At 73.4% G+C, this 13,122-nt stretch carries 12 protein-coding genes and 1 pseudogene; 5 read left to right on the plus strand and 8 right to left on the minus strand.

The features are described from left to right. Window positions 1-16: 16 nt before the first annotated feature. The 3 genes and pseudogenes from ctaD to PKE99_RS38875 all read right to left on the minus strand — a co-directional run. Window positions 17-1,771: an aa3-type cytochrome oxidase subunit I gene (ctaD, locus tag PKE99_RS27070; RefSeq protein ID WP_037050033.1), complete on the minus strand. Its 1,755-nt coding sequence runs from the start codon at window positions 1,769-1,771 to the stop codon at window positions 17-19. Between the two features lie 208 nt (window positions 1,772-1,979). Then, the gene (locus tag PKE99_RS38870) at window positions 1,980-2,048 is read right to left on the minus strand and encodes a hypothetical protein (RefSeq protein WP_306470758.1); all 69 of its coding nucleotides are present in this window, start codon (window positions 2,046-2,048) and stop codon (window positions 1,980-1,982) included. 85 nt (window positions 2,049-2,133) lie between these two features. Continuing rightward, a pseudogene (locus PKE99_RS38875) lies at window positions 2,134-2,250 on the minus strand (DUF1905 domain-containing protein); the annotation flags it as partial. 78 nt (window positions 2,251-2,328) lie between these two features. Between PKE99_RS38875 and PKE99_RS27080 the strand changes: the two are divergent. Further along, entirely contained in the window at window positions 2,329-3,060 is a 732-nt protein-coding gene (locus tag PKE99_RS27080) for an ABC transporter permease (RefSeq protein ID WP_051737922.1), read from the plus strand. Window positions 3,061-3,140: 80 nt separating this feature from the next. On the opposite strand, the gene PKE99_RS27085 is transcribed toward PKE99_RS27080, so the two are convergent. Together PKE99_RS27085 and PKE99_RS27090 are read right to left on the minus strand one after the other, a co-directional pair. Further along, the gene (locus PKE99_RS27085; RefSeq protein ID WP_037050032.1) at window positions 3,141-3,959 is read right to left on the minus strand and encodes a PIG-L family deacetylase; all 819 of its coding nucleotides are present in this window, start codon (window positions 3,957-3,959) and stop codon (window positions 3,141-3,143) included. A 79-nt stretch (window positions 3,960-4,038) separates the two neighbouring features. Beyond that, window positions 4,039-5,880 carry an AAA family ATPase gene (locus PKE99_RS27090; protein ID WP_081924528.1) on the minus strand — a complete coding sequence of 614 codons (1,842 nt, stop codon included), beginning with the start codon at window positions 5,878-5,880 and terminating at the stop codon, window positions 4,039-4,041. Between the two features lie 156 nt (window positions 5,881-6,036). Here PKE99_RS27090 and PKE99_RS27095 point away from each other — a divergent pair, with 156 nt between their 5' ends. Then, window positions 6,037-7,593 (plus strand): benzoate-CoA ligase family protein, encoded by a 1,557-nt coding sequence (locus PKE99_RS27095; RefSeq protein ID WP_037050029.1) that lies wholly within the window; start codon window positions 6,037-6,039, stop codon window positions 7,591-7,593. A gap of 147 nt (window positions 7,594-7,740) precedes the next feature. On the opposite strand, the gene PKE99_RS27100 is transcribed toward PKE99_RS27095, so the two are convergent. Then, complete coding sequence (locus PKE99_RS27100) at window positions 7,741-8,784, minus strand: D-2-hydroxyacid dehydrogenase (protein ID WP_037050191.1); 1,044 nt, start codon at window positions 8,782-8,784, stop codon at window positions 7,741-7,743. A gap of 60 nt (window positions 8,785-8,844) precedes the next feature. On the opposite strand from PKE99_RS27100, the gene PKE99_RS27105 reads away from it, so the two are divergent. From PKE99_RS27105 to PKE99_RS27115, 3 genes are read left to right on the plus strand one after another with little or no spacing between them, the layout of a single operon-like run. Continuing rightward, window positions 8,845-9,894: an alpha/beta fold hydrolase gene (locus PKE99_RS27105; RefSeq protein ID WP_037050025.1), complete on the plus strand. Its 1,050-nt coding sequence runs from the start codon at window positions 8,845-8,847 to the stop codon at window positions 9,892-9,894. 57 nt (window positions 9,895-9,951) lie between these two features. Next, window positions 9,952-10,494 carry an RNA polymerase sigma factor gene (locus tag PKE99_RS27110; RefSeq protein WP_037050022.1) on the plus strand — a complete coding sequence of 181 codons (543 nt, stop codon included), beginning with the start codon at window positions 9,952-9,954 and terminating at the stop codon, window positions 10,492-10,494. Continuing rightward, on the plus strand, window positions 10,491-11,051 hold the full coding sequence (locus tag PKE99_RS27115; RefSeq protein WP_051737921.1) for a VOC family protein: 561 nt from the start codon (window positions 10,491-10,493) through the stop codon (window positions 11,049-11,051). Before PKE99_RS27110 ends, PKE99_RS27115 begins: the two co-directional genes overlap by 4 nt. Before the next feature lies 1 nt (window position 11,052). Here the strand turns inward: PKE99_RS27115 and PKE99_RS27120 are convergent, their stop codons facing one another. Both PKE99_RS27120 and PKE99_RS27125 read right to left on the minus strand, forming a co-directional pair. After that, window positions 11,053-12,222 (minus strand): macrolide family glycosyltransferase, encoded by a 1,170-nt coding sequence (locus PKE99_RS27120; RefSeq protein ID WP_037050021.1) that lies wholly within the window; start codon window positions 12,220-12,222, stop codon window positions 11,053-11,055. 139 nt (window positions 12,223-12,361) lie between these two features. Continuing rightward, entirely contained in the window at window positions 12,362-13,087 is a 726-nt protein-coding gene (locus PKE99_RS27125) for an SDR family oxidoreductase (RefSeq protein WP_037050019.1), read from the minus strand. Between the last annotated feature and the right edge of the window lie 35 nt (window positions 13,088-13,122).

Here is a 13,122-nt window from a genome sequence, read left to right on the forward strand (position 1 = left end):
GATCGTGCTGTGGCACTTACCGGGAGCGCGGGTCGTCGTCGGGCTGGGTCTCCCGCGAGACGCCCTGCGCGGCGATCTCGGACGGGGCGGGGTGCCCGCCGACGTGCGCCTCGGCCCGGGCCCGCTCCACCAGGTGCGGGTAGTGCAGCTCGAACGCCGGGCGCTCGGAGCGGATGCGCGGCAGCTCGGTGAAGTTGTGCCGCGGCGGCGGGCAGCTCGTGGCCCACTCCAGCGAGTTCCCGAAGCCCCACGGGTCGTCGACCGTGACCACGCGGCCGTACCGGTAGCTGCGGAACACGTTCCAGATGAACGGCAGCGTGGACGCCCCGAGGACGAACGCGCCGATCGAGGAGATCATGTTCAGCGTGGTGAAGCCGTCCGTGCCCAGATAGTCGACGTACCGGCGCGGCATGCCCTCGTTGCCCAGCCAGTGCTGGACGAGGAACGTCATGTGGAAGCCGATGAACGTGGTCCAGAAGTGGAACTTGCCCAGCGTCTCGTCGAGCATCCGGCCGGTCATCTTCGGGAACCAGAAGTAGATGCCCGCGTAGGTCGCGAACACGATCGTCCCGAAGAGCACGTAGTGGAAGTGCGCCACCACGAAGTACGTGTCGGACACGTGGAAGTCGATCGGGGGGGAGGCCAGCAGCACGCCGGTCAGTCCGCCGAACAGGAACGTCGCGAGGAAGCCGACGGAGAACAGCATCGGCGTCTCGAACGTGAGCTTGCCCTTCCACATCGTGCCGATCCAGTTGACGAACTTGATGCCCGTCGGGATCGCGATGAGGAACGTGGTGAACGAGAAGAAGGCCAGGAGCACCGCGCCGGTCGCGTACATGTGGTGCGCCCACACGGCGACGGACAGCGCCGCGATCGCGATGGTCGCGAAGACCAGCGTCTTGTAGCCGAAGATCGGCTTGCGGCTGAACACCGGGAAGATCTCGGACACGATGCCGAAGAACGGCAGCGCGACGATGTAGACCTCGGGGTGGCCGAAGAACCAGAACAGGTGCTGCCAGAGGATCACGCCGCCGTTGGCCGGGTCGAAGACGTGGGCACCGAGGTGGCGGTCCGCCGCGAGGCCGAACAGGGCCGCGGTGAGCACCGGGAACGCGATCAGGACCAGCAGCGACGTGATGAAGATGTTCCAGGTGAAGATCGGCATCCGGAACATCGTCATGCCGGGGGCGCGCATGCAGACGATCGTGGTCACGAAGTTGACGCCGCCGAGGATCGTGCCCAGACCACCGACCGCGAGACCCATGATCCACAGGTCGGCGCCCGCACCGGGCGAGCGGATCGCGTCGGACAGCGGCGTGTAGGCGAACCAGCCGAAGTCCGCGGCGCCGCCGGGCGTGAGGAACCCGGACAGCACGATCAGCCCGCCGAACAGGAACAGCCAGTAGGAGAAGGCGTTCAGCCGCGGGAACGCCACGTCCGGGGCGCCGATCTGCAGCGGGACGATGTAGTTCGCGAAGCCGAAGAGGATCGGCGTGGCGTAGAGCAGCAGCATGATCGTGCCGTGCATGGTGAACAGCTGGTTGTACTGCTCGCTCGACAGGAACTGCTGCCCGGGCCGCGCGAGCTCGCCACGGATCAGCAGCGCCATCGCCCCGCCGGCCATGAAGAAGCCGAACGACGTGACCATGTACAGGATCGAGATGTCCTTGGGGTCCGTCGTCCGGAGCATCTTCAGGAACGTGGAACCCTTACCCGTCCGACGCGCCGGGTACGGGCGCGTCGTGATCGGCTTGGGCGCGACGGCTGTCACTGTGCCTCCTGCACTGGACCTCGCTGAACCTCGCTGGCTCAAGGTGGTGGGCCAGGTCCGGACTCTATCTCCCGCCAACCGGACCGCACGCCCTCGGGCTGTGCCGAGGGGAGCGGGCACGGTTCGCACGGGCATTGTGCTCTACGCAGGGTAGAACGACCAACCGAGGGGGGCCAGGCAGGGGCCCGGACCTCCCCCGTCGGTGGGGTCACACGTCCCGCGGCGCGAGCTCGACCGCCGTGACCGAACCCTCGGCCAGCCCCTCGTTGCGACACACGGCCTTCTTGACCGGCAGGACGTAGGTGCCGCGCGCGGCGTTCGGGGAAGATCGATGTCCGCCACGTGGTGGCGCCGACGCGCACGACGACCGGGATCGAGCCGAACCCCGCCGTGGGCGGGGCCCGCTCGCCGATCTCCTCGGCGATCTCCGGAGGCAGGCTCACGAAGGTCCACGTGTCGTGTCGGCGGGCGTCCCACACCCACAGCTCGGCGCGGAAGGAGTAGGTCTGCGGCGCGGTCGCGACGCCAGCCTGCCCTCCCCCACCGACAATTCCGGCGTGACGCTCAACGCCGGGCCCGGCCTCGCGGTGGCCGCTGCGCTCGCGGTCCTGATCGCCGCGGCGACCGCCCTCCTCGCGCAGCTGGGGACGGCGCGGGCCGCCGTGCTGGCGTCGGCGCGGGCGGTCGTCCAGCTCGGCGCGGTGTCGCTGCTGATCGGCGTGGTGGTGCGGTCGCTGGGGACCAGTGCGCTGTTCGTGCTGCTGATGGTCGCAGTGGCGGCCTTCACCTCCGCGCGCCGCCTCACCCGGCACCCGAGCGGCTGGTGGGTGGTGCTGCCGATCACGGCGGGCCCGCTGCCGGTCGTCGCGCTGCTCGTGGCGGGCGGAGTGGTGCCGGCGACCGGGATCGCCGTGATCCCGACGGCCGGCATCCTCATCGGCGGCGCGATGACCGCGACCTCGTTGGCGGGCAGGCGGATGCGCGACGAGCTGATCGCGCGCCGGGGCGAGGTGGAGGCGGCCCTGTCCCTGGGGTTCCTCCCCCGCGACGCGAACGTGGAGATCGCCCGCCCGAGCGCGGCCCAGGCGCTGGTGCCCGCCCTCGACCAGACCCGGACCGTCGGGCTCGTCACGCTGCCGGGCGCCTACGTCGGCATGCTGCTCGGCGGCGCCTCCCCGGTCGAGGCCGGCGCCGTGCAGCTGCTCGTGCTGGTGCTGCTCCTGGCCGTCGAGACGGTGGCGGTGGCCCTCACGGTCGAGCTGGTGTGCCGGGGCCTCGTACGGACGTAGGCGCCCAACGCCCACATCGCGGGTCGGGTTGAGTGGCCGGGCCGCCCGCGACGGCTGAACCGCGCTGCGGGAGCGGGTGCTCAGGGACGCATCGGGAGGAAGAGGTCCGTGAAGACCTCCGGCGCGGCGGCGGGGCTGGGCGGGTCGGTGACGATGTAGAACTCCGTGCCGAAGCCCATCGCGAAGATCGGGTCCGGCATGGCGAGCATGAAGTGCTCGGGCCCCATCTGGCTGGCGTGCACCCGCATCGAGGCGCGCTTCTGCTCCGCGAAGTCCACGGCCTCGACCCGGTGGGTGATCTCGGCCTCGGGCTTGCCGAAGGTGGGCGGCGGGATCGTCTCGTCCGGGGTCTCCCAGCCCTCGGGGATCTCGCCGGAGGCCCGCAGCCCGCGCATGCCACGCAGCATCCAGTCGCGGTTGATCGTGTTCTGCGCGACGACCGGCACCCCGGCCAGCTCCGCCGCCCGCTTGCCGACGCGGTGGACCTGGATGTGGTCGGGGTGGCCGTAGCTGCCGTTGTCGTCGTAGGTGGTGAGGACGTCCGGCTCCTCCTCCTCGAGGATCACCGCCAGCCGCCGCGCCGCCTGGTCGACGCCCGCCTGCCAGAAGCAGTACGGGGCGTCGTTGGTCGGGTCGCCCATCATCCCGGAGTCGACGTAGCCCAGGAACTCCACGCGCGCGGCGCCGAGGACCTTGGCCGACTCGTAGCACTCCGCGGAGCGCCGCACCGACAGCTGCTCGCCGTCGGCCAGCGCGCCCGGGACGGGTTCGCCCAGCTCACCGCGCGTCGCGAAGACCAGCACCACGCGGTGCCCGGCCTTGGCGGCCTTGGCGAGGGTGCCCGCGGTGGTGATCGACTCGTCGTCGGGATGGGCCTGGAAGCTGACGATGGTCCCCACGGCGCCGAACCCTACCCGCGCAGGTCACCGGGGGTCGTGAGTGCCTACCGCCCCTCTAGGGGCAGTAGGCACTCACGGGTCAGCAGAGGACCGCGGTCAGGGCCGGGGCGATGTCGGCCAGCCGCCGCACCGCCTGGTAGCTGCCGCCGCCCTTCGCCGCGAGGGCGCGGGCGGCCTTCTCGGCGTCCTCGTCCGGCAGCGGACAGAGCACGTGCACCCGGTCGATGCCGCCGAGGGCGGTGAGCGGGTCGTCGCCCGAGGTGTGCAGGCAGTCGGACAGCAGCACGACCATCCGCTCGTCGGCGACCGCGCCCGCCAGCTGCACCGACGCCTCGCGCAGCGCCGCCGCCACGTCCGTGGTGCCGTGCCCGCGCAGCGCGACCAGCTCGCCGATCAGCTCGTCCGGCGGCCGGCGCACGCCCTGCCGCTGCAGGGTGCGCACCTGGGAGCCGAAGGCGAGCACGCCGGGCTCGAGCTTGCCCGAACCCGACTCCGACGCCAGTACGACGCCGGCCGCGGACACTGCTGCCAGCGCCACGGCCAGCCCCTGCATCGACCCCGAGATGTCGACGACGAGCGACACCGCACGCCGGTGGGCCGTCCACCCCCGGGTGACGATCTCGTCCGGCCGCGGCCGCCGGCTCGCCGTCGGCTGCCAGTTGTCGAGCGTGCGGTCCAGGTCGAGGTCGCCGTCGCCGCCCTTGGCCGGGGCGATCTTCCGGGTGCCCCGCGCCTTGGCCGGCCCGACCTTGCCGAGCTGGATGAACACCCGGCCCGCGAGCTTGCGCGCCTGGGCCCGCAGCGTCGCGTCCGTGGCGACCGCGAGGTCGGCGAGCAGCGCCGCGGCCTGCTCGGGGTTCTCGGCGAGCGCCGAGTCGAACGCCGCCTCGTCGAGCTGGCCGACCTCCGGCGAGATCTCCTCGAAACGCTCGTGCCGGGAGCCGAGCTCGCCGCGGCCCATCGTGCGCTGGCCCCGGCTGTTCTGCGGCTTGTCCCGCCCGGACTGGCCCCCCGATCCCGGAGGAGGGGGGCCGTCAGCTTTTCCCGGGTCGGACTCCTCCCGGTCGGTCGGCTCGGGCGCGTCCTCCGGCCAGAGCCGCTCCAGCAGCTCGTCGATCACCGACTCCGGGGTGCGGTCCAGCCCGTCGGCGACCTTGATCCGGCCGGACAGGGCGGCGTGCGCGGCGTCGCGCGCGGTCTCGCGGGCGGGCTTGTCCTCGCCGCGCAGCTGCGCGAGCCCGGTGAGCACGTGCGCGAGGTCGATCGCCCCGCGGACGGACGAGCCCATCCGCAGGTCCCGGTGCTCGCGGGTGGCCCGCGTGAGCCCGACGGACAGCTCGTTCACCCAGCCGTCCACCCCGCTCACCGAGGTCGTGATCGCCCGCTCCGCGTCCTCGGACTGGTAGCCGAGCACCACCCGGCACATCCGGTCGGCGATGGCCTGGCTGACGCGGGCGGTCCCGATGGCGTCGAACGGGTTCATGGCGGCGATCAGCCGGAAGCCCGGCCCCGCCGTGACCGTGCCGAGCCGCGGCACCGCGATCTCACCCTCCGTGAGAACGGTGATCAGGACGTTGAGCGTCTCCTCGGGGACCCGGTTGAGCTCCTCGAGGTAGAGCAGCCCGCCCTCGCGCATGGCGGTCAGCAGCGGGCCGTCGACGAAGCTCGCCGGCAGGTAACCCTCGTTGAGCACCTGCGCCGGGTCGAAGGCGCCGATCAGGCGGGCCGGCGTGAGCTCGGCGTTGCCCTCCACGAACACGACGTGCTGCCCGGCCTCGCGCGCGATCGACCGCAGCAGGGTGGACTTGCCCGTGCCGGGCGGCCCTTCGAGCACGACGTGCCGGCCGGTCGCCAGGGCGACCGTCAGCACCTCCCGCTCACGACGGAGTCCGACGACGGGCGTCGGAGGGGCGGTCGTCACGAATACCTCCTACGAAGGGGTGGCACCGGCGCCTACCCCGACTCATTGGTAGCAAATCCCCGCCGCGCACGGGAGAGGTGATCTTCTACGCGTCGTTGACGGCGCGTGATCTCGCTGTAGAGTTCGACCACCCGAACAGGCACAGGAGCCCGGTTCATGAGCGAACTCTTCAACGCTGCGGAGTACCTGACCGAAAGCCGGGTGTCGGCGGGCGACGGCGCCCGCACCGCGGTCCACCACCCGCGGGGCACCCTCACCTACTCGGAGCTCGCCGCGGAGGTCCGCCGGGTCGCCGGTGGGCTGGCCGGGATCGGCGTGCGTCCCGAGGAGCGGGTCGTGCTCTGCATGGCCGACGACGTCGAGCTGTTCACCGGCATCCTCGCCACCATGTACCTCGGCGCGGTCGCCGTGCCGTGCTCCACGATGCTCACGGGCGCCGAGCTGGGCACGCTCGTCGTCGACTCCCGTGCCCGCGTGCTGATCGGCAGCCACCAGTTCACCGAGGCCGTGCACAGCGCCGCGGCCAGCGCGCCGGACCTGCGCCAGCTCGTCCTCGCCGGCGCCGACCCGGTCGCGCCCGCGCCCGGCGTCAGTGCCCTGACCTGGGAGCAGATGCTCGCCGCCGGTGCGCCGCTCGAGGCCGCGTACCCCACCTGGGACGAGTCGCCCGCCCTGTGGCTCTACACGTCCGGCACCACCGGCAAGCCCAAGGGCGCGATGCACCGGCACGCGGACATCCGCTACGTCGCCGAGACCTACGGGCAGCAGGTCCTCGGCATCCGGCCGGACGACGTGTGCCTGTCCGTCGCCAAGCTCTTCTTCGCGTACGGCATCGGCAACTCGATGTTCTTCCCGCTGTCGGTCGGCGCCTCGGCGGTGCTGCAGCCCGCCCGTCCGACGCCGGACCTCATCGCGAGCGACGCCCGGACCTACGGCGCCACGCTGCTGTTCGGCGTCCCCAGCTTCTGGGGCCCGCTGCTGGCCGCCGACGTGCCCGACGACGCCCTCGCCGGCGTCCGGCAGGGCGTCTCGGCCGGCGAGACCCTGCCGGCCCGCATGTTCACCGGCATCCGGGACCGCTTCGGCGTCGAGATCCTCGACGGCATCGGCTCCACCGAGGCCCTGCACATCTTCATCTCGAACCGGCCCGGCGCCGTCGTGCCGGGCAGCTCGGGCTTCCCGGTGCCCGGCTACGAGATCGAGCTGCGCCGCACGGACGGCTCGGTGATCTCCGGGACCGGCGAGTCCGGCATGTTGTGGATCTCCGGCGACTCGATCTGCACCGGGTACTGGTGCCGCACCGCCGTGAACCGGCAGGTGTTCCAGGGCGAGTGGATGCGCACCGGGGACCAGTACGTGCGCAACGACGACGGCAGCCTCACCTGCCTCGGCCGCACGGACGACGTGCTCAAGGTCGGCGGGATCTGGGTCGCGCCGGCCGAGGTGGAGTCCCGGCTGCTGGAGCACCCGGCGCTGGCCGAGGCGGTCGTCGTCGGGATCCCGGACGCCGACGGCCTGGACAAGCCCGTCGCCTACGTCGTGCCGCGGGCGGGTGCGGTGGTCGACCCGGACGAGGTGGTGGCCTTCTGCAGGGCGGGCCTGGCCTCGTTCAAGCGGCCGCGCTCGGTGATCGTGGTCGAGGAGCTGCCGAAGACCGCGACCGGGAAGGTCCAGCGCTACCGCCTGCGGCAGAACCACCCCGTCACGGCGTAGCGCCCCACACGGCACCGGCGCCCGCACAGGATGCGGGCGCCGATCGTCGCCGCGGCCCGGGACAGGGCCGGATACCGAGCCCGACCAGTGCGAACCCCGGCCACGGCGGCGAGTGCGACGCGAGCCACGCGGGCGAGACGAACGCGCTCAGTAGAACTCGACGGTGTCGACGATGTTGCGTAGTGGGCGGCCGTCGAGCAGGCGGGAGGCGTTGTCCGCGAACAGCTCCGCGATCCGCCGGTCCTCCTGCCGGTCGAGGGTGGCGGTGTGCGGGCTGATCAGGACGTTCTCGAGGTCCCACAGCGGGCTGGCCGGGTCGAGGGGCTCCTCCGCCACCACGTCGAGCGCGGCGAACCCGATCCGCCCGTCGCGCAGCGCCTCGACCAGGGCCGGCTCGTCGATCACCGTGCCGCGCCCGACGTTGACCAGCGTGCAGTCCGGCCGGACCGCCGCCAGCATCGCGGGGCCGATCAGGCGCTCGGTCGCGGCCGTGGCGGGCAGCGTCACGACGATCCCGTCGACCCGCCCGACGACGGAGGCGAGGTCGTCGGGGTGCACCACCTCGTCGACGCCCTCGGGCGGCGGCCCCGGCCGGCGCGCGGTCCCGATCACCCGGCAGTCGAAGGCGCGCAGCCGCCGCACCACCTCGCGGCCGATCCCGCCGAGGCCCACCACGAGGACGGTCCGGTCGGCGAGCTGCCCCATGAACCACCGCGGGCCCCACTCGTGCGCGCGTTGCCGGGCCTGCAGCCGCGGCAGGGTCTTGGCCCCCGCGAGCAGGCCGAACACGGCGAACTCGGCGAGCGGGCCACCGTGCACGCCCGCCGTGGTCGTGAAGACGACCCGCTCCAGCTGCGCCGCGGTGAGGCCCGCGGCACGGACCGTGGCCCCTCCCCCGGCGGCCATGGTCTGCACCCAGCGCAGCCGGGGGTTGGCCGCGACGGTACGGGCCAGCGCGGCGGCGTCGTGCTCGCCGGGGATGCCGTAGAGGGCGTCGGCGGAGTCGAGCAGCTCCTCGAACCGCCGCTGCTGTGCGGGGGTGCGCCGCCAGTCCGGGTCGCCGGTGTGGTCGGAGGGCCAGCGCATCGGCGGCAGCAGCGCGTGCTCGCGGACCAGGGTCAGGCGGGGTTCCCGCTCCTCGACGAGCCGGCAGAGGTCCTCGTCGAGCGGGGTGGCCAGGACGACGCGCACGTCCCCGACCCTGCCGGACGGCGGATTGACCACACGCCACCGGCCCCCGACGATCACGCCATGACGCTGCTGCGCGGAGTGCGGTCCGCCACCGTCGACACCGACCGCCTCCGCATGCACCTGCTGGAGTCCGGTCCCGAGGGCGGCGAGCCGCTCGTCCTGCTGCACGGCAACCTCTCCACCGCCCGCTTCTACGAGCACCTCATGCCCCGGTTGGGCGAGCGGTACCGGGTGATCGCGCCGGACATGCGCGGCTTCGGCGACACCGAGCCGAAGGCGCTCGACGCCACCCGCGGCCTCGGCGACTGGGCGGACGACACCGCCTCGCTGCTGCGCGCCCTCGGGATCGACCGGCCGCCGCACCTCGTGGGCTGGTCCACGGCCGGCGCCGCGATCGCCGCGTACGCGAAGAGCCTGCCCGTCGCCTCGCTGACCTTCCTCGACCCGGTCTCCCCCTACGGCTACGGCGGCGTCCGCGCCGACGGCTCGCCGGTCTCCCCCGACTTCGCCGGTTCGGGCGGCGGCGCGGCCAACCCCGAGGTCGTCGCGCGGCTCGCCGCGCAGGACGCCTCGGACGAGAGCGCCTTCTCCATCCGCAACGTCATGCGGGCGCTGTACTGGTCGCCGACCTACCAGCTGCCCTCGGACCGCGAGGACGTCCTGGTCGCGGAGGTGCTCAAGACCCTCGTCGGCGACGACGGCTACCCCGGTGACACCGCGACGTCGTCGCACTGGCCGGGCATCGCGCCCGGCAGCCGCGGCATCCTGAACGCGTTGTCGCCGAAGTACTGCCGGTGGGCGGACCTCGTGGACCTCGACCCGAAGCCGCCGGTGCTCTGGACCCACGGGAGCGCGGACCTCGTCGTGTCCGACGCGTCCCCGCTCGACTTCGGCGTGCTCGGCGCGAGCGGCGCGGTCCCCGGTTGGCCCGGCGAGGAGGGATTCCCCGCGCAGCCGATGGTCACCCAGATCCGCGAGGTGCTCGACGCGTACGCCGCCGCGGGCGGGCGGGTCACCGTCGAGATCTTCGACGGCAGCGGGCACGGCCCGCACGTCGACGCCGCGGACCGCTGGACCGAGGTCCTGCTCGCGTTCCTCGCCGGTGCCTGAGTACGACGATCGGGTGAACGACCGTCGGAGCGCCGCCGCGCCGTCCGATGGAGGGGTGTGAGCGGACCACAGGGCCCCACGAGCGGGGTCGAGCCCGACCCGGGGCTCGACCTGCTCGCCCTGTACGACTCCGCGCTGCCCGAGATCTACGGCTACCTGCTGGCCCGCTGCGGCCGGCGGGCGCTCGCCGAGGACCTCACGGCGGAGGTGTTCCTGGCCGCGGTCGCGGCGTGCCGGTCCGGCACGCCGCGGGTCAGCACGGCGTGGCTGGTCGGGATCGCCCGGCACAAGCTCGTCGACCACTGGCGGTCGCTGGAGATCCGGGACCGCGCGCTCCGGGTGCTGGAGGCACCGGAGGCCGAGGACCCCTGGGAGGCCGAGCTCGACGCCCTGCTCGCCCGCGAGGTCCTCGACGCCCAGGCCCCGCAGCACCGGGCCGCCCTGACCCTGCGTTACCTCGACGGGCTCTCCGTCCCCGAGGTCGCCGAGATCATGGGCCGGACCGTGCACGCCACCGAGGCGCTGCTCGTCCGGGCGCGCGGCGCGTACCGGCGCAGCTACACCGCCCACACCGACTGGACCGGAGGAGGCCCGGCATGACCGATCCGCTGGACGTCCTCCGCGAGCCGATCCGGCCCGTCCACCCCGATCCGGGGTTCGCCGCGCGGTTGCGCGGGCGCCTCGAACGGCTGGTGCTCGGGCCCGAGAGCGAGGAGGGCCGCGTGAGCCTGACCGACGAGTCCGCGACCACCGCCGCGGCGGCACTGCCGCTGCACACGCTGACCCCGTACCTGGCCGTCCCCGACGCCGAGGCCGCCCTCGACTTCTACGTCGACGTGTTCGGCGCGGTCCGCCGCGGCGAGCCGATCGTGATGCCGGACGGGCGGATCGGGCACGCGGAGATGGCGCTCGGCGACTCGGTCGTGATGCTCGCCGAGGAGTTCCCCGAGCTGGGGCTGCGGGCGCCGGCGCCGGACGCGGTGTCGGTGTCGCTGCGCCTCGAGGTCGCCGACCCCGACGCCGTGGTGGAACGGGCGGTCGCGCGGGGTGCGTACCTGGAGCGGCCGGTCACGGACTCGCCCTACGGGCGCGGCGGCGTCGTCGTCGACCCCGCCGGGCACCGCTGGATGGTCTCCCGCGCCCCCGCCGACTCCTGACTCACGCCGGCAGCAGGGACTCCACGACGTCGGCCGCGGCCCGGGCGCCACCCTCCGCCCGGACCTCCGCGCGCAGGGCGGCGCAGCGGGTCGCCACCTCCGGCGACTCGGTGAGCTCGAGCAACGCCTGCCGCAGCCGCTCCGCCGTCGCCTCCTCCCGCGGGACGTGCCGGCCGACCCCGAGCGCCTCGAGCAGCGCCGCGTTGCCGAACTGGTCGACGGCCTGCGGCACCGCGATCATCGGGACGCCCTGGTAGAGCCCCTCCGAGCAGCCGCCGGAGCCGGCGTGCGTCACGAAGGCGCGGGCGTGGCCGAGCGCCGCGAACTGCGGCACCCACCGGTGGACCTCGACGTTCGACGGCAACGGCCCGATCTCCGCGGCCGACACGTGCGCCCCCGCGGCGATCACGACCCGCCAGCCGAGCGGCGCGAAGGCCTCGACACAGGCCCGGTAGAGGTCCGGCTGCCGGGTGTAGTTCGACCCCAGCGACACCAGCACCATCTGCTCCGTGCCCGACGGATCGGCCGGCCACTCCTCGTGCCGCCGGTCCAGCGCCGGCCCGACGAAGGTGTACACGCGCTCGTCGACCCGGTCGGCGTTCGGCTGCATGGCCCGCGGGATCTCGACGACGCAGCGCGGCGGCCGGCCGGCGAACTCGTCCGGCGTGAGCGCGATGCCGAGCCCGTCGAGCCACGCCCGGAACCGCCGCTGGTACGCGGCGTGCTCCGGGGTGTTGCGGAAGGCCAGCGCCTCGGCCATGTCCTCCTCGAACCCCTCCCACGCCACCATCGACGGCGAGAGCTGGACGAGCGGCAGGCACCACCGCGCCGCGAGGGCGCGACCGGGGTAGCCGCCGATGTCGTAGAGCACGAGGTCGGGCGGGTCGCCGGCGAGGGCCTTCTCGACCTGCGGGTACACGTGCTCCGCCTCGTCGAGGAAGATCGACATGCCGGCGACGGGGTCCTCCGGCCACGACTCGCCCCGCGACTCGTCCGGCACCAGGGAGTCGACGACGAGCGGGACCGCGCCCGCCGCCGCGACGGTCGCGGCGAAGGACCCGGGGATGACCCAGGAGACGCGGTGGCCGCGTTCGGCCAGCTCGGCGACGACGCCCAGGTGCGGGTTGGTGTGGCCGTGCGCGCCGACGCCGGCCATGAGGATGTGCGACAAGGGGACTCCAGGAGCTCTGCGGGTGCGACGGACGGACATGCGGACGACCCCGCGCGGGAGGCGGGGTCGTCGGGGCACGGCCTCCTCAGCCGTAGAGCTGCTGGATCACGGCGCCGAGGTTAGGGGCACCGGCGCCCGATCACCACGGGATTTCGCCGGCGCGGTCGCGGTAGGTGCCCGTGGGCCCGTCCGGCCCGACCTGCGCGAGCTCCACGATCGCGTCGGTCCCCTCGGTCACGGTCTGGTGGCCGCTGTGCCCGTTGAGGTCCGTGGCGGTGTAGCCGGGGTCGGCGGCGTTGACCCGGAACCGCGGCAGCGCCTTGGCGTACTGCGTCGTGATCATGTTCAGCGCGGACTTCGACGACGGGTAGGTCAGTGACAGGATCTGCGACTCGATGCGCGCCGGGTCCGCGGTGATCGTCAGGGAGCCGAGGCCGCTGGACACCATCACGATCCGCGGCGCCGCCGAGCGCTCCAGCAGCGGGAGGAAGGCACGGGTCACCCGGACCGGCCCGAACACGTTGGTCTCGAAGACCTCCCGCAGGGCGTCGGCGCCGGTCTCCCGCACCTCCACCCGGGGGCCGGTGATGCCGGCGTTGTTGACCAGGACGTCGAGCCGGCCGTACCGCTCCTCGACCTCCTTCGCGGCGGCCTGCACGGACTCGTCGGAGGTGACGTCGATCGGCAGCACCTCGACCGTGCCCGCCAGCTCGGCGCCCTGCAGTTCGTCCACCGTCGCGGCGCCGCGCCCGGCGTCCCGCGACCCCAGCAGCACCGTCCAGCCCAGCGCGGCGAGGCGACGGACCGTCTCGCGGCCCAGTCCCTTGTTGGCCCCGGTCACCAGGGCGATCGTGTTCTCGCTCATGACTCCACCGTGCGCTGGCGTCCCGGACGCGACCA

It is taken from the genome of Pseudonocardia halophobica, assembly GCF_027922425.1.
Taxonomy (GTDB): domain Bacteria; phylum Actinomycetota; class Actinomycetes; order Mycobacteriales; family Pseudonocardiaceae; genus Pseudonocardia; species Pseudonocardia halophobica.